This window comes from Kaistia hirudinis (assembly GCF_014196455.1).
Lineage (GTDB): Bacteria > Pseudomonadota > Alphaproteobacteria > Rhizobiales > Kaistiaceae > Kaistia > Kaistia hirudinis.
This window is the reverse complement of the sequence record NZ_JACIDS010000005.1, coordinates 414,028-430,331: the sequence shown is the minus strand read 5'-3', so window position 1 is coordinate 430,331 and position 16,304 is coordinate 414,028. Positions and strand designations below refer to the sequence as shown.

Here is a 16,304-nt window from a genome sequence, read left to right as displayed (position 1 = left end):
GCGAGGGCGTCACGAGCCTCGCCCCAAAGGGCGGCCGGAACTCCGATGCGCCGGGTCCGTACACGCGGGCCAGCGGCGGGCGTTCGGCTTCTTCCGTAAGGAGGAGGCTGGCGTGGGACTTGCCGCCGGGTGACCCAGCAACGAAACACCCACGGTCCGTCGGTACCGGTCGCAGATCTCGTCGGCGCGGGGCGCCGGCTGCCGTAAACGGGCGGCTCGGGCACCTCATCTATTCAATTCAGCCGGCGCGCCGTCCGCGCGCAGGCAGCAGGCCGCCTCGCGCGACCTCTTCGAAGCGAAGCCTCGCGGCCAATGGCCGGCGGGGATTTTCGCGCTGTCCTTCCCATCAACCAAGCCGGCAAACGAGGCTGCCATGATCGACAAGACCGCGCGACCCGCCACCGCGCCCGTCCTCCTCACGGGCTGTTCAGGCGGAGGCAAGTCGACCCTCCTCGCCGCGCTGGCACGGAGGGGCTATGCGACCTTCGAGGAGGCCGGGCGGCAGATCGTGCGCGAGGAGACGGCGAGCGGCGGACGGGGCCTGCCATGGCTGGACATGGACCGCTTCGTCGACCTCATGCTGGCGCGCGCCAGCGCGCAGTTCGCAGCCGCCCGTGCGGTGCCGGGGCCGGCATTTCTCGATCGCGGCGTGATCGAGGCCTTCGCCTGGTATCGGCGGACGGGCCGCACGGTTCCCGCGCCCGTCGAGGCGGCGGCGCGCACGCTGCGCTATGGCGACCCGGTCTTCCTGGCGCCACCCTGGCCGGAAATCTTTGCCGGCGATGCCGAGCGGCGGCACGATCTTTCCGCCGCGACGGCGGAATTTGAGGCGATCGTGGCCGCTTTGGCGGAACTCGGCTACCGGACGGTGGAACTGCCGCGGATCGATGTCGAGGCGCGCGCCGATTTTGTGCTGGCCGCGATCAGGGCTTCAGCGACGCCTTGAAGACGTCGGCCCAATCCTTGTGCCAGCGCGACAGCGGCGGGCGGTTTTCGACGATGTCGCCGGCGGCCCAGAGGATGCGCTTCTCGTCGGTGGCGCGATCCACCTCATTGTCGGGGCAGAGGATGTAGAAATCGCCGCGCGCGATCGACTCCAGCATGAGATCCACCGTCTGCTGCGGCGTCCAGGCGCCGGCGGGCTTTTCGGCCCGGCCCTCGGCCGTCAGATGGGTGAAGACGAAGCCGGGAACGAGCAGATGGGCGGTGACGGCGCAGCCCTCGGTGTTGCGCAGTTCATGCGCCAGCCCCTCGGTCAGCACCTTCACGCCGGCCTTGGAGACGTTATAGGCCGTGTCGCCCGGCGGCGTGGTGATGCCCTGCTTGGAGCCGGTGTTGATGACAAGGCCGGGCCGGCCCGAGGCGACCATGCCCGGCACGATCGCCTGCACGCCGTTGACGACACCCCACAGATTCGTGCCGAGCACGCGCTGCCAGTTGGCGAGGTCGCCGAGCGCGGGGCCGCCATGGCCCGTGCCGGCATTGTTCATGAGCACGTCGATGCGCCCGAACTTCGCCAGCGTCGCGTCGCGCATCGCCTCGACCGAGGTGCGATCGGAAACATCGGTGCGGATCGCCTGCGTGTCGCTGCCGAGCGTCGCGCGCGCCGCGTCGAGCGCGTCCTGCCGCAGATCGGCGATGGCGACCTGCATGCCGAGCGCGCGATAGGCGCTGGCCGCGGCGAGGCCGATGCCCGATGCGCCGCCGGTGATCAGCGCGACATGACCGGGGGCGATGGCGGGATGGATCATGGCGATGTCTCCGATGGCTGGTGAACGGGCGGGGTCCGGCTGCCTGCAAAAAGACACGCAGGGCTGGCATGATTTCACAGTCGATCTATATCGGCGTAGGACAATTCAGGCGACAGGGATTCAGCTCAGCCATGCGACGCACGCTCCTCGCTCTCTCGCTTCTTCTCGCCGCGACGCCCGCCGCCTTCGCCTGTTCAGAGGACGAATTGCAGGCGAAGTCGATCCAGCTTTCGGATCTGGTCAAGGCGATCGTCGCCAAGGATCCGAACCAGGCGGACGCCTGGCGCCAGAAGCAGATCGAGGTCGACCGCACGGCGGAGCGCACCAGCGATCTCGACGAAATCTGCGCGGCCTACGACAAGGCGATCGGCGAGGCGAAGGCCGGCCAATAGGTCGCCACGACGCGCCGAGGTCCTCGCCGAACGGTCGCGGCTGTGCGATAGGGTGCCTCCAGCAGCCAGGGTGTGCCGGAGGTCCCCGCCATGATCCCCGTGACAGAGACGATCTTCCTCGACGAGAGCGAGATCGAGGAGAGCTTCATCCGCTCATCCGGCCCCGGCGGGCAGAACGTCAACAAGGTGTCGAGCGCGGTTCAAATCCGCTTCGACGCGCGCCGCTCGCGCTCGCTGCCCGATGCCGTGGCTGTGCGGCTGATGCGGCTTGCCGGCTCGAAGCTGACGCAGGACGGCGTCATCGTCATCACGGCGCAGCGCCATCGCGACCAGGCGCGGAACCGCGTCGATGCGGTGGAGCGGCTGGTGGAGCTGATCCGCGAGGCGGTCCCGCCGCCCGTGCCGCGGCGCGCGACCAAGCCGACCAAGGCCTCGAAGGAAAAGCGCCTCGAAGGCAAGGCCAAGCGCTCGGGCATCAAGTCGATGCGCGGCAGCGTCAAGTTCGACTGACCGCGGGCTCCGTCACCGGGGAGGCGACGCGGTGGCGCGCGGCGCCGCGATGCAAGCAAGGGGACGGCTCGTCAAAGCGCGCGATCGCGTGCACCATAGCCGCCACCGCGCCGAGGGGCGATTCGCGGGAGGCGGCGCGATCCACGAAGGCGAGGGAGCGTGCCTATGGGCATCATCTGGACGATCATCATCGGCGGCGTCGCGGGCGTCATCGCCAAGTTCATCATGCCCGGCGACAACGAGCCGAAGGGCTTCATCCTCACCATCCTGCTCGGCATCGCCGGCGCCTTCATCGCGACATGGCTCGGCCAGGCGATCGGCTGGTATGGCCCGAACGATCAGGCAGGATTCATCGGCGCCATCGTCGGCGCTATCATCATCCTGCTGATCTGGGGTGCCGTCACGCGCAGGCGCGCCTGACGCAGCCCCTAGCGAATCCGCTGATCCCGGTCACCGAACTGCTCCTCGAGCGCCTCGGTGATCGGGCAGTGGCCCGTCGCGCCGCGATAGGCGAGGTAGGAGCCGGTCGCGAGCGCGAGCACGGAGAGGAAGCGGTTGGGACGCGGGCGGACCGCCGCTGCCGCGAGCACGAGGCCCGCGAGCACGGACACGGCGCGGCCGGTCGCCGAGATCTCGGGAAGGGGGGCCGGCGGCTGGGGTCTCGAACGGAAGATCATCGCTATCGCTCCTGTGTTGCACTGGACAACGTGCTGCCCGGCGGCGCGTTCCGTCGATCGCTGTTCCATTCCGGGTGGCCGGGCGGAAAGGCCGAGGGTAGTCTGGTCCACGCTTAGCGCTCGGATGAAGAGGCTTCCATGATCTATGTCGGTATTGGCGGCTGGGTGTTCGAGCCCTGGCGCGGAACTTTCTACCCCGAAGGCCTGCCGCAGAAGCGCGAGCTCGCCTACGCGGCCGACCATGTGACCGCGATCGAGATCAACGGAACCTATTACGGGACACAGAAGCCGGAGAGTTTCCGCAAATGGGCGGGCGAGACGCCGGACGGTTTCGTCTTCGCACTCAAGGGATCGCGCTTCACCACCAACCGGCGCGTGCTGGCCGAGGCCGGGGAGTCGATCCAACGGCTGATCGGCAGCGGCGTCACCGAACTCGGCGCCAAGCTCGGGCCGATCAACTGGCAGTTCATGGAGACGAAGAAGTTCGATCCGGAGGATTTCGAGGCCTTCCTCGCGCTGCTGCCGAAGGAGTCCGACGGGGTGCGCCTGCGCCATGTCGTCGAGGTCCGCCATGCGAGTTTCGTCGATGCCGCCTTCGTCGCGCTGGCACGCCGCTATGGCGTCGGCATCGTCGTCGCGGACTCCGAGACCTTCCCGCTGATCGCGGACCCGACGGCGGATTTCGTCTATGCGCGGCTCCAGAGCGCCGATGAAGCCCATCCGAAGGGCTATTCCGAAGCCGCGCTCGCCGACTGGGAGCGCCGCGCGCGGAGCTGGGAAGGTGGCAGTACGCCGGACGATCTCCCGCTCCTCGCCGAGGCGCAGGGCAAAGGTGCGGCGCGCGACGTTTTCATCTTCATGATCAATGGCTTCAAGCCCAAGGCGCCGCACGCCGCCATGGCACTGATCGAGCGTCTGGAGCAGGGCTGACGGCATTCCTTCCCACGCCGATTCATCCCATTGCTTTGCCGGCTTGCTAAGATTGAGTCAGATTGGTTGACAATCTCTGCCGCATTCTCGCCTTTTTCGTCCCGTTGATGAACAACGAAGCTCAGGTTCTTCTTGGGAAATCGGGTGGGTGCCGCGCCGAGCGAGCGCGAAAACGGAGAGATCCGCATTGGGTTCGAAACTACGTGTTGCGGCGTTTGCCGCCAGCTTCCTTGCCGCTGCCGCGGCCTATTCTGTGGGAACAACACCGGCTGAGGCCGGCAGCCAGTGCGGCAGGGCCTCCTGGTACAAGCTCGGCGGCAAGACGGCGAGCGGCGAACGGAACAATCCGAGCGCCATGACCGCCGCCCATCGCTCGCTTCCCTTCGGGACGCGCGTCAAGGTCGAGAACCTCAGGAACGGCAAGTTCGTCGTCGTTCGCATCAATGATCGCGGTCCCTATTCCGGCGGACGCGTGATCGACCTCTCCAAGGCCGCCGCACAGCAGCTCGGCATGATTTCCAGCGGCACCGCGCATGTCCGTGTCACCACGGTCGATGCCAAGGCGGCGCTCCGCGGCGCCTGCCCGGCCTGAGCCTGCGGCTCAGCCCCGCCGCTCGTCGAGCGCGACCGCCTTCACCAGCGCCGTCACCATCTGACCGGGTTCGAGGCCGAGTTCGCGCACCGCGTCGCGCGTGATCCGCGCGACCAGTGGCTCGCCGCCGACATCGAGCCGTATCGCGACGTCCGGCGGCGCCAGCTCCGCGATCGCGGTGATGCGCGCGGTAAGGCGATTGCGGACCGAGAGGCGGCCCGGCTCGCCGACGGCGATCGTGACATCGCGCGAGCGGATCGAGAGGCGCACGAGGCTGCCCGCGGGACGGCCGACATGCGGCACCAGCAGCGCGCCGGCCGGATGTTCGAGACGCGCCAGCCCGTCGGCCCCGGCTTCGGTGACGAGACGCGCGGTCAGCACGCCGCCGGCCTCGAAGCCGCCTTCGGCGTCGATGGTGGCGAAGACCTCGCCGACTGGACCGCTCGCCAGGACCCGGCCGCCCTCGATCCGCACCACCGTGTCGGCCAGCCGCGCGACCTCCTCGACCGAATGGCTGACATAGACGATCGGCAGCCTCATCTCGTCGCGCAGTCGCTCGACAAAGGGCAGGATCTCGGCCTTGCGCGCGGGATCCAGCGCGGCCAGCGGCTCGTCCATCAGCAGGCATTCCGGGCTCGACAGGAGCGCGCGCCCGATCGCGACGCGCTGTTTCTCGCCGCCCGAGAGATCGCGTGGCCGGCGGGCGAGCAGGGGCCGGATCGCAAGCAGATCCACGATGGCGTCGAAATCGCCCCAGCGCCGGGCGCCCGGGGTCAGCCAGCGGCCGAACATCAGGTTCGAGCGGACGGAGAGGTGCGGGAAGAGGCGGCCCTCCTGGAAGACATAGCCGATGCGCCGCTCGGCGGGGCGCAGGAAGACGCCGGTATTCGTATCCACCAGCACGCGGCTGCCGAGCGCGATGCGGCCCTTGTCGGGCCGCAGCAGGCCCGCGATCAGGTTGACCAGCGTGGTCTTGCCCGAGCCGGACGGGCCGAACAGGGCCGTGATGCCGCCGCCGGTCTGGAAGCGCATCGCGACCTCGAACGCGCCGAGCCGCTTCTGGACATCGACATCCAGCGTCACGTCCGCTCCCCCGCACGGAACCGCGCCGCCAGCCATTCCGCCAGCAGCATGGCGCCGATCGCGATCACGATGGAGACGAGGGTGAGGCGCAGCGCGCCCGTCTCGCCATCGGGCGACTGGATCAGCGCATAGATCGCAGACGGGATGGTCTGCGTCTCGCCGGGGATGTTGGAGACAAAGGTGATGGTGGCGCCGAACTCGCCGAGCGAGCGCGCAAAGGCCAGCACGGCACCCGCAAGGATGCCGGGGATGGCGAGCGGCAGCGTCACGGACAGGAAGACGACGATCCGCCCCGCGCCGAGCGTCGCGGCGGCGTCTTCGAGCCTGCGGTCGATCGCCTCGATGGAGAGGCCGATGGCGCGCACCATCAGCGGGAAGCCCATGATGGCCGAGGCGAGGGCCGCGCCCGTCCAGCGGAACGCGAAGACGAGGCCGAAGGTCTGGTCGAGAAACGCGCCGATCGGTCCCTTGCGGCCGAAGGCGAGCAGCAGCAGATAGCCGGTCACCACCGGCGGCAGCACGAGCGGCAGCGAGACGATGCCGGCCAGGAGGCTGCGTCCCGGAAAGCGGCCGCGCGCGAGCAGCATCGCCATCGCGATCCCGACCGGCAGGCTGGCTAGGGTCGCGACGGTCGCAACCTTCAGGCTGAGATCGATCGCCGTCCATTCCTCGGGCGTGAAGAGCTGCTCCATGGCGTTCACTCTCGCCGGATTCGGCGCGCCTCGCTATGGCGCGTCGATCCAGGGTGCCGCGAGGGCCGCCGGGGCACGGGCCGGGCGGCGACGCCGGTCACTTGCCGATGATCACGTCCGAGGCCTTGATGACCGCGACGGCGCTGTCGCCCACGGCGAGGCCGAGATCGTCGACGGCCTCATTGGTGATCGAGGAGGTGATGACGATGCCGTGGCCGACATCGATCTTGACGCGGGCGGTGGTGACGCCCATATCGATCGATACAATCTTGCCGTGCATCTGGTTGCGGGCGCTCAACTTCATCATCGTCACCCCTTGCTGCCGAGAAGCGTGAAGCCCTGAACCTCGAAGGCAGATTTCGCATCGGAGGACAGCAGATAGTCGAGGAACGCCTTCGCGTCGGCGCTGGTGCCGGTCTTGGTCAGCGCGACGGGGTAGACGATCGGCGGATGCGTATCCTCGGGGAAGGTGGCGACGATTTTCACCGCCTTCTCGGCATGCGCATCGGTGCCATAGACGATGCCGAAAGGCGCCTCGCCCTTGGCGACGAAGGCGAGCGCGCCGCGGACATTGTCGGCCTGCGCCACATGCGGCTCCACGGCGGCCCAGACGCCCAGCTTCTCCAGCGCCGCCTTGCCATACTTGCCGGCCGGCACCGAGGCGACCGCGCCCATGGCGAGCTTGCCATCCGCGCCGAGCGCTTCGGCCAGCGGAAAGCCCGGCTTGATCTCGAGCGACGCGGTCGAATCCTTCGGCGCGACGAGAACCAGCGTGTTGCCGAGCAGCGTCACGCGCGAAGCGCCGTCGATCAGGTCCTTCTTGGCGAGGTAGTCCATCCAGTCGAGATCGGCGGAGAAGAAGATGTCCGCCGGCGCGCCGGCTTCGATCTGCTTGGCGAGCGCCGAGGACGCGGCATAGCTGACCGCGACGTCCTTGCCGGTCTTGGCCTTGTAGGCGGACACGGCGGTGTCGAGCGCGTTCTTGAGGCTCGCGGCGGCGAAGACCGTGACGTCGGCGGCATGGGCGAGCGTCGCCGAGAGCGGCGCGGTGATGAGGACGGCGCCGGCAAGGACGATGAGGCTGCGGCGAAGGCGGTTGGGTGACATGGGAGGCTCCGTGGATCTATCGACATTTCTGCACGGAAATATCGATGCGATCAACCGAGGTCTCCCGGCGAGACGCGCGCGCCGGATCGATCGCTTCGCTTGATGCATGCTTCAGCAGCGTGAATTGGACGGCTGCACCCGCGCCGCCTAAGCTTGCCGCTACCGGATCGGAATAGCGGGAGAAGACCGTGAGCGACGCCTACACGCTCTATTCGATGCAGCTCTCGGGGAACTGCTACAAGATCCGCCTGGCTCTGCATGAGCTCGGCCGGCCGTTTCGCATCGTCGATGTCGAGAAGGGCAGCGGCGTGACGGCGTCGCCGGAATTCCTGGCGCTTAACCCGAATGCGCAGGTTCCCCTCCTGATCCTCCCCGATGGGCGGCCGCTGGCCGAATCCGGCGCGATGCTGATCCATCTCGCCGAGGGAACGGAGCTGATCCCGTCCGATTCCTATGAGCGGGCGCTGTGCTTCCAGTGGATGTTCTTCGAGCAGTACAGCCACGAGCCCGTCATCGCGGTGGCGCGCAACTGGCTGCATCTGACGCCCGGCGGGCGGCAGACGATGGCGCACCGGCTTGAGGAATGGCAGCAGAAGGGCCATCGCGTGCTCGGTGTCATGGAAGGGCGCCTCGCGGCGTCGCCGTTCTTCGCCGGCCCTCGCTTCTCGATCGCCGACATCGCGCTCTACGCCTATACGCATGCGGCGGAAGATGCCGACTATGATCTCTCCGCCTATCCGGCGATCGGCAACTGGCTCGACCGTGTCGCGGATCGGCCGCGCCATGTCGGGATCGAGTGGCGTCCCTAGGGCGTCCGATACGACTTTCCAGGCGCTCGTTCACGCGGTGTGACTTTCATCACAGACGGCGTGAACTTTGTTTCCTAATGTCATGTTGCAGCAACAGTTTCGGCGATTCGCCGATGGCCTCATTTTGGCCATCACAACTGTCGGCCATCGCCACATTGCCTTCGAACGGCTGCCGCACTCGAAGCTTGGAATGAGGAGGTCGGGATGGGGGTCCGCGACCGGGGAACGATCATGCGCAACGACGATAGAATCCACAGAGGCAAGGGACGCAGAGAGGCCGCGACCCGTCGCGCCTTCTACATCTGGATGGCAGCCTACGCCGCGGTGCTCGTCGCGATCGTCGCCATCCACTCCTTCGGCGGTGTTTCGACCGGCACGACGATCGATGCCAATGGCGTTCGCACGCAGCAGGCCGGTGCCGTCGGCGCGCCGCAGAGTTCGCTCGCGGTGCGCCTGGCGCCCGTCTCGTTCGACGTCGAGGGCTGAAACGCGGCCGACCCGCTGAAATCCGCGCCGTGCTCGACGAGCCCGCGGAAGAGATCGACCGCTTCTCGCCGATGGCGCATGATGGCGAGAGACCTGATGGCCAGAGTCTTGCGGGATCCGTTCGCCATGCGCGTCACCAACCAGACAGAGGGGCTGCGCTTCCGCCTCGTGCTGAAGCCGGGCTTCGCGCTCGGTCCCGGCAAGGCGGACCTGCTCGATGCGGTCGAAGCCACCGGATCGCTGGCCGCTGCGGGGGCACGGCTCGAAATGAGCCCCAAGCGCGTCTGGACGCTGGTCCGCGAAATGAACGACGCGTTTCTCGAACCGCTGATCGAGACGGAAAAGGGCGGGGCGGGCGGGGGCGGTGGCGCGCGCGTGACCGATCTCGGGAGGCGCATCCTGGAGCGCTACCGGTCCATGGAGCACGAGGCCAACGCGGTGGTCGCCGCGGGTATCGCCGAGCTCAAGACCCTGATGCGATAGCGCTTCAAGCTGCGCGCGGTCAGCCCGCCGGCAAAGCGATGCCGAGATGGTTCGCAATGCCCGATGCGGCCACGACGCCGGTCGCAAAGGCGCCCTGCAGCAGATAGCCGCCCGTCGGCGCTTCCCAATCGATCATCTCGCCCGCGGCGAAGACGCCGGGCAGGGCGCGGATCATCAGCTGCGCATCGAGCGCCGCGAACGGAATGCCGCCCGCGCTGGAGATCGCCCGCTCGATGCCGGCCGTGGCGTCGAGGCGGACGGGGACCGCCTTGATGCGGGCTGCGAGCCCCTCGGCGTCGCGTGGCAGCTGGCCCTCGGCCGCTTCACGCAGCAGATTGATCGCCACCGGGGCGAGATGCAGCGCCTTGCGCAGACGGTTGGCGAGCGATTGCGACGGGTTCTGCCGGGCGATGCGTTCGGCGATCTGCGCCTCGTTCATCCCGGGGCGGAGGTCGACGGGGATCGTCGCGCCGCCGTCACGCTCGATCGCGTCGCGGAGCGCGGAGGACAGCGCGTAGATCGCTCCGCCTTCGATGCCATAGGCCGTGACCATTGCCTCGCCGCGGACGGTCTGTCCCTCGAAGCTGATCGCGACGGCCTTCAGCGGTTCGCCGGCGAAGCGCGTGCGGAAGCTCTCCGACCAGCTGACGCGAAAGCCGACATTGGCCGGCTTCAGCGGCGCGACGGGCACGCCGCGGGCCGCGAGAATCTCCGTCCACGCTCCATTCGAGCCGAGGCGCGGCCAGCTCGCGCCGCCGAGCGCGAGCAGAACCGCGTCGGGCCGTGCGGTGACCTCGCCGTCGGGGCGCGCGAAGAGCAGCGCACCGTCCTCCGTCCAGCCGCGAAATTCGTGCCGCATCGCGAAGGTGACGCCGAGCGCGGTCAGCCGGCCGAGCAGCGCGCGCAGCAGCGGCGACGCCTTGAGGGATTTCGGGAAGATGCGGCCGCTCGACCCGACAAAGGTCGCCTCGCCGAGGCCTTCGGCCCAGGCGACGAGCGAAGCCGGCGGAAACGCCTCGATGATCGGCCGCAGCGTGTTCGCCGCCGGACCGTAGCGATTGAGAAAGGGCTCGATCGGCTCGGAATGGGTGAGGTTCAAGCCGCCGCGGCCCGCCATGAGCAGCTTGCGGCCGGCGCTCGGCATGCGGTCATAGACCGTGACGGCAACGCCGGCAGCGGCGAGCCGCTCGGCGGCGATCAGGCCGGCCGGACCGGCGCCAATGATGGCGACGGTTGGTCTGGGCGCGTTGGATGGGTTCGACATGGCGGGCGTTTTCCGCCGAATCGCAGGGAGCCGCAAGATGGCTGCGGCCGAATTCGCCGCCACGGCAATAACCAACGGCGGCGCGGCCGCTGGTGTGCCGATGCAGGAGGAACGTCAATCGGCTGGGCCGGCGCATCCGACGCCGGAATCCACGTTCGTCGTGGGCTTCCGGCGTCGTGAGCGGCTCCTCCAGGCTCGCGGAAAAACGCGAAATCCTGCCGCCATTGTCGCGTCGTCGGGGGGATGCGACGGGACGGAACCATCCTAGCTATTCCACCGGTCGCCGGAATGGCACTGTGTCTCAGCGATAGGCTCGCCGTCCCATTGTCGTCCGGGACGGCGTCAATTGGGCTGATGGGCCTCCGGCTACTGCTTGCCGACCAGCTTGTCGGCGAAGAGCGCCGCGCTCTTGGCGTAGACCTCGGCCTTGTTCCACTGCCGCAGCACGTTGAAATTGGCCGAACCCTCTTCCCAGCTGCCGCCGCGCTGCCAGCCATAGCCCTTGAGGTAGTTGGCCGTTGAGGCGAGCACGTCGTTGGGGCTGCCGCGGAGGTTAGCATGGCCGTCGCCGTCGAAATCGACCGCGAAGCGCACATAGGAGGATGGCATGAACTGCGTCTGGCCGAGTTCGCCTGCCCAGGCGCCCTTCATCTGGGCCGGGGTGAGATCGCCGCGCTCGACGATCAGGAGCGCATCGAGGAGTTGCTCCTGGAAGAAATCGGTGCGGCGGCAGTCGAAGGCGAGCGTCGCCACGGAGCGGATCGTCGACATGTTGCCGCTGCCCGCGCCGAAATCGGTCTCCATGCCCCAGATCGCGATCAGGATCGGGCCGGGGACGCCATAGGTCTTCTCGATGCGATCCAGCGTGCGCGCATATTGCTGCAAGAGCTGCTTGCCGCGCGCCACGCGGCCGGGCGAGACGACGCGCTTCGAATAGACCTCGAAGGGTTGCTTGAAGTGCTTCTGGTTCCGGTCGAGCTTGATGACGCGCGGATCATAGGTGACGCCGTCGAACGCGATGCTCAGCGTCCGCTGCGAGATGCCCTTGGATGCCGCATAGCTCTTGAAGCTCTCGAGCCAGGCCGGGAATTGCGACGGATCCTTGCCGCACTGGACGGCTTCGGCTCGTGCGAGGCCGGCTGCCAGGAGCAGGGATACAGCCAGGATTCGGAGTTTCGAAGAATTCATGATCAGCCTGCGTCTTCCTCGCGTTTCTTCTTGCGCCGGCCCCCAGCGCGCTGCGCGAGACTAATTCGGAACGCAAGCAATTGCAGTCGAAATAGCGTTGACCATCGCGTTTGCGCGGCTGCGTTGCGCCGATGCTATGCGCCGGAGACGAAGCCGGCCCTTTTCAGGCGGACGATGGCGAGATCGAGCGCGGACAGAAATGTCGAACGATCGCGCGGGGAGAAAGGGCGGGGACCGCCGGTGATGGCGCCGGCCGAGCGCAAATCCTCCATCAGGTTCCGCGTCGCCAGCGCCATGCCGATCGAGTCCGGCGAGAAGGGCTTGCCATTCGGCGCGATCACATCGGCACCGGCCTTGACCGCGCGATCGGCGAGCGGGATGTCGGCGGTGATGACGATGTCGCCGCGCGACACGCGTTCGGCGATCCAGTCGTCGGCGACGTTCAGCCCCTCGCCGACGACGACGCGGCGGATCCAGGGCTCGCGCGGCACCGCGATCGGCGCATTGGCGACGACGAACACCTCAAGCCGATGCCGCTCGGCGACCTTGTAGATCTCCGCCTTCACCGGACAGGCGTCGGCATCGACATAGACGAGGATCGGGCGCGTCATAGCTCCTTCCGAAGTCATGGCATTCATTCCAAATGAGAAGGGCCGCCTGCGTGGCGGCCCTTCCATTGTCTTACCGCGTCCGGGCGGAGCCCGGAACCATCACTTACGCGGCGGAAACTCCGACAGAGGCAGAGATCCGGACCTGCATGAGCGACGCGCGCGGCGAACGACAATGAGACACGAGATCACCTCCTTTCGAACGTTGACGATGGGTCCAAGATAGTACGCAAAGCGCGAGTCTGTAAGACCCCCGCCCGATCGATTTCGAACGACGCGGATACCTGCTTTGGCAGGGAGCGTGGCCCACAAACAGAAAGAGCCGCTCAGCGATCTCTTGAAACGCTGAGCGGCTCTGGTGATGGTCGGCCAGGTCTCCTCCAGTGTCGTGCCGGAGGAGAGGGCGCAGTCTCGCTCGATGATCAGAACTTGATGTCGAGATTGCCCTTGACGGCGTTGTCCTGGAGGCCGTCGCCGAACTGGCCGCTATAGGTCAGGCCGGCGGAGACCTTGCTGTTGAAGTTGTAGTCGACGCCGGCATTGACGACGGCGGTGTCCTCGGCGATCGGGACGCCGGCGACGGAGAAGGGCAGGCCTCCGCCGACGAAGGCAAGCTGCGCGGTCGGATCGACATCGTCGAAGGCGTGCTGCCAGGCCAGCATGATGCGCGGCACGATGCTCGCCTCGTTCTCCAGCTTGATCATGGTCGCCGCGCGGGCACCGAGCGTCACATAGAAGAGGTCCTCGCCGCCCGTCGTCCCGGTGAGGGCCGAGGACGAGCCGGATTCGGTGACGTCCGCCGAGCCGAGATTGACATAGGCCGGCGCAACGAAGGGCTCGAGCCAGGCCTTGCCATAGGCCGTCTCCGCGCCCGGAGGCGAGAGATCGAAGTGCCAGTTGGCCTCGCCGAAGAGCTGGGTGGTGCCGAGCTGGTAGCTCGCATTGTTGGCGCCGACATAGCCCGGGAAGGCGACGGTGCGGCCGATGGAGGTATCGTTCCAGCTATAGCTGGCGGCACCGAGCAGGCCGATGGCGCCGATGCGCGCACCGCCATAGCCGCCGAGGCTGTAGGTGTCGATGTCGCCGGACGAGGCGCGGTCGTCGATCTCGAAGGTCGAGCGGCCATAGCCGCCGAGAACACCGAGGCGGACGCCATCGGCAACCGCACCGTCGACGCCGGCGAAGAAGCCGCCGGTATCTCGGCTCACGGATGCGGCATTGCCGTCGCTGTCGATATCGCCCCAGGCGCCATAGCCCTGGCCCCAGACGGCGAGACCGGTGGCCGCGCCCAGCGCGGCGGCGTTCGGACCGCCGACGCCCTTGGTGTCGAGGCTCTGCCAGACCCGGCCGGTGACGGCCTGCCGCAGATAGATCGAATCCTGCGCGATGATCGACGTCGCGCTGGCATAGGCCTCCCCGGACAGCGCGTCGAAGGCGCCGGGTGCCTGCGCTGCCGTCAGGGTCAGCACCGCGTCATAGACGGGATTGCCGAGGCCGAGCGACTCCGTCCCGAAGGCCGAAGCCTTCTGGTTGGCCGTGCCCGCCAGCGCCGTGAACGCGACGGCGTTGCGCATCAGCTTCAGATAGACGTCGTTGGCGTCGTAGCTGAGCAGCGGATCGAGGAAAGCGTAGTTGGTCGTCGCGCTGTCGAACGTTCCGCTGACGCCGCCCACTGCGGAGAGGATGGCATAGGTGGTGAAGGGGTTGGCGCCGGGCGCTGCGTTCACCTGCACCGTTCCGCCGGTGAGGCTTGCCGTTCCGCTCGCCGCGATCAGGTCGTGCGCTCCAGAGGCAGCGACGTCGACGACATAGGTCGAGCCAGCAGCGAAGGCGACGTCGCCATTGACGGTGAGCGTCCCCGGCGAATAACCGGGCGAGACCGTACCGCCCGCGTTGACGACCAGGCCGCCGATCGAGCCGGAACCCGAGAGCACGCCGCCATCCACCGTGAAGACCGAGGCCGACGAGGCTCCCTGCGCCAGCTGCAGCGCACCGGCATTGATGGTGGTGGTACCCGTCAGGCTGCCGCCGCTCCCGGTCAGGACCCAGAGGCCCGAGCCTGACTTCGTCAGATTGGTGAAGCCTTCATAGGTGCCGGTGTCGCTGACGTCGCCGAGATTCAGCGTTCCGCTTCCGGCGCCGGTCAGCTCCAGCATGTTGCCGGTGCTCGCATTCGTCACCTTGCCGACCAGATTTGACGTGTCGGACATGACGAACCGGTTGCTGCCGGCTCCCATGGCGACCGCCACCCCGTTCGCCGAGCCGGCCGAGATGGTGCCGCTATTGACGACGGTGGAATTGCCGTCGCCGGTCGCAACCGTGGTCGGGCCGCTCGAGGCGAGCGTGCCGGTGTTCACGAGGCTGTTTGTCGTCGCGTCCATCCAGACGGCGAGATCGGTTGCGGAGACGCGTCCGATATTGGTGATCGAAATGGCGCCGTCGGTCCGGGCAACCGACGCGGACGTGTAGCCCGATACGAAGCCGCTATCGGCGGAGATGCCGATACGTCCTGTCACCGTGCCGTTGTTGACGATCGTGATGTCGCCCTTTGGCGTTTCGGCACGGATTCCGGCGTCGCGGTTCGCGGTGACCGAGCCGGTCGCCCCATTGGCGATCTCGACGTCGCCGGCCGTGTCGACGGCAGCGCGCAGGCCATTATACCCCTGCGCCGCCTTGAGCGCGTTGTGGGCTGCGTCGAGCGCCGGATCGCCCTCGGCGACGACGGTGCCGCTGTTGTAGACGCTGGCATCACCCGTCTCCGTCGCCGCGAAGATGGCGTTGTCGTTGCCGGAGATGGCGGTGCCGGAATTGTTGATGGTGGCATCGCCATTGGCCGACCAGGCGATGAGCGCGTGCTGCAGCGTCGCTTCGACCGTGCCCTCGTTTACGATCTCGGCCAGTCCGTAATAGTCGATCACACGGATGCCGGCCGTTGTGGCGGTCACATGTCCGGTGGCGGTATTGGTCACCGAGACGGTCTGCTCCTCGCCGTCGGTCACACCACGAGAATTGCCGTCGGCATAGATGCCTCGGGCGTTCGATGTCACGGTGCCGGAATTGACGATCGTGACGGCGCCGAGATTGGTGGCACCGTCGATGGCAGCATTGCCGGGATAGCTGGTCGGTCCCTGCCAGTCGATGGTTCCGGCATTGTTGATGGAGATGTTGCCGGCATAGTCGTTGCGGATCCAGATCGTGCCGAAGCCGGCGGCTGCGGTAGCACGCACGGCACTGTCGATCGTGACGTCGACATTGACGGTGACCGGAATGACATTGGCCGACTGATCGGTCCCGAACTGCATGACCAGGGCGCTGTAGTTCGGGTTGTTCACGACTGTATTGCCGGTCAGCCAGACGGTCTGGTCATAGGTGCCGGAGGTCAGCGGCGAGCCATAGCCGACGAACACCGTGTCGACGTCGCGGACGGTCAACGAACCGACGCCCGGCACCATCGAAACGCCGACAACGGACGAGTCACATTGAACGAGCGTCGTGGTGCCGGTGACGGTGCAGGCCGCCAGCGCCGAACCGCCGGTCAGCATCAGCGAGCCCGCCGCCATGGCCGGAACAAGCGCCGACGTCAGGAGAAGATGGCGGTGTGCTCGTCCGAACCCAGATGCTGGGCGATGCCCGGTGGAGTGGGATTGGCAGCGCGATATCTTCGCAGCGGAATCAAACATGACGGCCCCCCGGCTGATCCAAAGATGACGGCGCACTGCCAACTTTGGACGA

General features: G+C 67.4%; 19 protein-coding genes. 9 read left to right on the top strand and 10 right to left on the bottom strand.

Annotated elements, in window-relative coordinates; genetic code table 11:
- Positions 1–373: 373 nt before the first annotated feature.
- The gene (locus GGR25_RS20590; protein ID WP_183400742.1) at positions 374–946 is read left to right on the top strand and encodes an AAA family ATPase; all 573 of its coding nucleotides are present in this window, start codon (positions 374–376) and stop codon (positions 944–946) included.
- Here GGR25_RS20590 and GGR25_RS20585 read toward each other — a convergent pair.
- Entirely contained in the window at positions 924–1,751 is an 828-nt protein-coding gene (locus tag GGR25_RS20585) for an SDR family oxidoreductase (protein WP_183400741.1), read from the bottom strand. The two genes, GGR25_RS20590 and GGR25_RS20585, sit on opposite strands and share 23 nt — an antisense overlap.
- Positions 1,752–1,882: 131 nt before the next feature.
- Between GGR25_RS20585 and GGR25_RS20580 the strand changes: the two genes are divergently transcribed.
- The 3 genes from GGR25_RS20580 (at position 1,883) to GGR25_RS20570 (ending at position 3,073) form a co-directional block, all read left to right on the top strand.
- On the top strand, positions 1,883–2,143 hold the full coding sequence (locus GGR25_RS20580) for a hypothetical protein (RefSeq protein ID WP_183400740.1): 261 nt from the start codon (positions 1,883–1,885) through the stop codon (positions 2,141–2,143).
- A gap of 90 nt (positions 2,144–2,233) precedes the next feature.
- A complete protein-coding gene (gene arfB, locus GGR25_RS20575; RefSeq protein WP_183400739.1) occupies positions 2,234–2,653 on the top strand; it encodes an alternative ribosome rescue aminoacyl-tRNA hydrolase ArfB in 420 nt (139 codons plus the stop codon).
- 165 nt (positions 2,654–2,818) lie between these two features.
- On the top strand, positions 2,819–3,073 hold the full coding sequence (locus tag GGR25_RS20570; protein ID WP_183400738.1) for a GlsB/YeaQ/YmgE family stress response membrane protein: 255 nt from the start codon (positions 2,819–2,821) through the stop codon (positions 3,071–3,073).
- Between the two features lie 8 nt (positions 3,074–3,081).
- On the opposite strand, the gene GGR25_RS20565 is transcribed toward GGR25_RS20570, so the two are convergent.
- Positions 3,082–3,330, bottom strand: a complete 249-nt coding sequence (locus GGR25_RS20565) for a YgaP-like transmembrane domain (protein WP_183400737.1) — start codon at positions 3,328–3,330, stop codon at positions 3,082–3,084.
- A 138-nt stretch (positions 3,331–3,468) separates the two neighbouring features.
- On the opposite strand from GGR25_RS20565, the gene GGR25_RS20560 reads away from it, so the two are divergent.
- Positions 3,469–4,260, top strand: a complete 792-nt coding sequence (locus tag GGR25_RS20560; RefSeq protein ID WP_183400736.1) for a DUF72 domain-containing protein — start codon at positions 3,469–3,471, stop codon at positions 4,258–4,260.
- A gap of 187 nt (positions 4,261–4,447) precedes the next feature.
- The gene (locus tag GGR25_RS20555; protein WP_183400735.1) at positions 4,448–4,852 is read left to right on the top strand and encodes a septal ring lytic transglycosylase RlpA family protein; all 405 of its coding nucleotides are present in this window, start codon (positions 4,448–4,450) and stop codon (positions 4,850–4,852) included.
- A 9-nt stretch (positions 4,853–4,861) separates the two neighbouring features.
- Here the strand turns inward: GGR25_RS20555 and modC are convergent, their stop codons facing one another.
- The 4 genes from modC to modA form a co-directional block, all read right to left on the bottom strand.
- Positions 4,862–5,935, bottom strand: coding sequence for a molybdenum ABC transporter ATP-binding protein (gene modC, locus GGR25_RS20550; protein ID WP_183400734.1), 1,074 nt, complete (start codon positions 5,933–5,935; stop codon positions 4,862–4,864).
- On the bottom strand, positions 5,932–6,627 hold the full coding sequence (gene modB, locus GGR25_RS20545) for a molybdate ABC transporter permease subunit (RefSeq protein WP_183400733.1): 696 nt from the start codon (positions 6,625–6,627) through the stop codon (positions 5,932–5,934). The genes modC and modB overlap by 4 nt, the downstream gene beginning before the upstream one ends.
- 97 nt (positions 6,628–6,724) lie before the next feature.
- Positions 6,725–6,931, bottom strand: coding sequence for a TOBE domain-containing protein (locus GGR25_RS20540; protein ID WP_183400955.1), 207 nt, complete (start codon positions 6,929–6,931; stop codon positions 6,725–6,727).
- Positions 6,932–6,936: 5 nt separating this feature from the next.
- Positions 6,937–7,734 carry a molybdate ABC transporter substrate-binding protein gene (gene modA / locus GGR25_RS20535; protein ID WP_183400732.1) on the bottom strand — a complete coding sequence of 266 codons (798 nt, stop codon included), beginning with the start codon at positions 7,732–7,734 and terminating at the stop codon, positions 6,937–6,939.
- 188 nt (positions 7,735–7,922) lie between these two features.
- Here modA and GGR25_RS20530 point away from each other — a divergent pair, with 188 nt between their 5' ends.
- The 3 genes from GGR25_RS20530 to GGR25_RS20520 all read left to right on the top strand — a co-directional run bounded on the left by GGR25_RS20530 (position 7,923) and on the right by GGR25_RS20520 (position 9,512).
- Positions 7,923–8,543 (top strand): glutathione S-transferase family protein, encoded by a 621-nt coding sequence (locus tag GGR25_RS20530; RefSeq protein ID WP_343068125.1) that lies wholly within the window; start codon positions 7,923–7,925, stop codon positions 8,541–8,543.
- Between the two features lie 231 nt (positions 8,544–8,774).
- On the top strand, positions 8,775–9,029 hold the full coding sequence (locus tag GGR25_RS20525) for a hypothetical protein (protein WP_183400731.1): 255 nt from the start codon (positions 8,775–8,777) through the stop codon (positions 9,027–9,029).
- Between the two features lie 96 nt (positions 9,030–9,125).
- The gene (locus GGR25_RS20520) at positions 9,126–9,512 is read left to right on the top strand and encodes a winged helix-turn-helix domain-containing protein (RefSeq protein WP_246410076.1); all 387 of its coding nucleotides are present in this window, start codon (positions 9,126–9,128) and stop codon (positions 9,510–9,512) included.
- 19 nt (positions 9,513–9,531) lie between these two features.
- Here GGR25_RS20520 and GGR25_RS20515 read toward each other — a convergent pair whose 3' ends face one another.
- The 4 genes from GGR25_RS20515 to GGR25_RS20500 all read right to left on the bottom strand — a co-directional run bounded on the left by GGR25_RS20515 (position 9,532) and on the right by GGR25_RS20500 (position 16,132).
- Positions 9,532–10,776 carry a BaiN/RdsA family NAD(P)/FAD-dependent oxidoreductase gene (locus GGR25_RS20515; protein ID WP_183400730.1) on the bottom strand — a complete coding sequence of 415 codons (1,245 nt, stop codon included), beginning with the start codon at positions 10,774–10,776 and terminating at the stop codon, positions 9,532–9,534.
- Between the two features lie 366 nt (positions 10,777–11,142).
- Positions 11,143–11,964 (bottom strand): lytic murein transglycosylase, encoded by an 822-nt coding sequence (locus GGR25_RS20510; protein ID WP_183400729.1) that lies wholly within the window; start codon positions 11,962–11,964, stop codon positions 11,143–11,145.
- Positions 11,965–12,098: 134 nt separating this feature from the next.
- Complete coding sequence (locus tag GGR25_RS20505; protein ID WP_183400728.1) at positions 12,099–12,575, bottom strand: YaiI/YqxD family protein; 477 nt, start codon at positions 12,573–12,575, stop codon at positions 12,099–12,101.
- Between the two features lie 419 nt (positions 12,576–12,994).
- Complete coding sequence (locus tag GGR25_RS20500; RefSeq protein WP_183400727.1) at positions 12,995–16,132, bottom strand: autotransporter outer membrane beta-barrel domain-containing protein; 3,138 nt, start codon at positions 16,130–16,132, stop codon at positions 12,995–12,997.
- Between the last annotated feature and the right edge of the window lie 172 nt (positions 16,133–16,304).

Excerpts from the sequence above, each read along its gene's own strand:
- GGR25_RS20590 (WP_183400742.1), top strand. The coding sequence starts at position 374 with ATGATCGACAAGACCGCGCGACCCGCCACCGCGCCCGTCCTCCTCACG.
- GGR25_RS20585 (WP_183400741.1), bottom strand. The coding sequence starts at position 1,751 with ATGATCCATCCCGCCATCGCCCCCGGTCATGTCGCGCTGATCACCGGC.
- GGR25_RS20580 (WP_183400740.1), top strand. The coding sequence starts at position 1,883 with ATGCGACGCACGCTCCTCGCTCTCTCGCTTCTTCTCGCCGCGACGCCC.
- arfB (WP_183400739.1), top strand. The coding sequence starts at position 2,234 with ATGATCCCCGTGACAGAGACGATCTTCCTCGACGAGAGCGAGATCGAG.
- GGR25_RS20570 (WP_183400738.1), top strand. The coding sequence starts at position 2,819 with ATGGGCATCATCTGGACGATCATCATCGGCGGCGTCGCGGGCGTCATC.
- GGR25_RS20565 (WP_183400737.1), bottom strand. The coding sequence starts at position 3,330 with ATGATCTTCCGTTCGAGACCCCAGCCGCCGGCCCCCCTTCCCGAGATC.
- GGR25_RS20560 (WP_183400736.1), top strand. The coding sequence starts at position 3,469 with ATGATCTATGTCGGTATTGGCGGCTGGGTGTTCGAGCCCTGGCGCGGA.
- modB (WP_183400733.1), bottom strand. The coding sequence starts at position 6,627 with ATGGAGCAGCTCTTCACGCCCGAGGAATGGACGGCGATCGATCTCAGC.
- GGR25_RS20540 (WP_183400955.1), bottom strand. The coding sequence starts at position 6,931 with ATGAAGTTGAGCGCCCGCAACCAGATGCACGGCAAGATTGTATCGATC.
- modA (WP_183400732.1), bottom strand. The coding sequence starts at position 7,734 with ATGTCACCCAACCGCCTTCGCCGCAGCCTCATCGTCCTTGCCGGCGCC.
- GGR25_RS20525 (WP_183400731.1), top strand. The coding sequence starts at position 8,775 with ATGCGCAACGACGATAGAATCCACAGAGGCAAGGGACGCAGAGAGGCC.
- GGR25_RS20520 (WP_246410076.1), top strand. The coding sequence starts at position 9,126 with ATGGCCAGAGTCTTGCGGGATCCGTTCGCCATGCGCGTCACCAACCAG.
- GGR25_RS20515 (WP_183400730.1), bottom strand. The coding sequence starts at position 10,776 with ATGTCGAACCCATCCAACGCGCCCAGACCAACCGTCGCCATCATTGGC.
- GGR25_RS20510 (WP_183400729.1), bottom strand. The coding sequence starts at position 11,964 with ATGAATTCTTCGAAACTCCGAATCCTGGCTGTATCCCTGCTCCTGGCA.
- GGR25_RS20505 (WP_183400728.1), bottom strand. The coding sequence starts at position 12,575 with ATGACGCGCCCGATCCTCGTCTATGTCGATGCCGACGCCTGTCCGGTG.
- GGR25_RS20500 (WP_183400727.1), bottom strand. The coding sequence starts at position 16,132 with ATGGCGGCGGGCTCGCTGATGCTGACCGGCGGTTCGGCGCTGGCGGCC.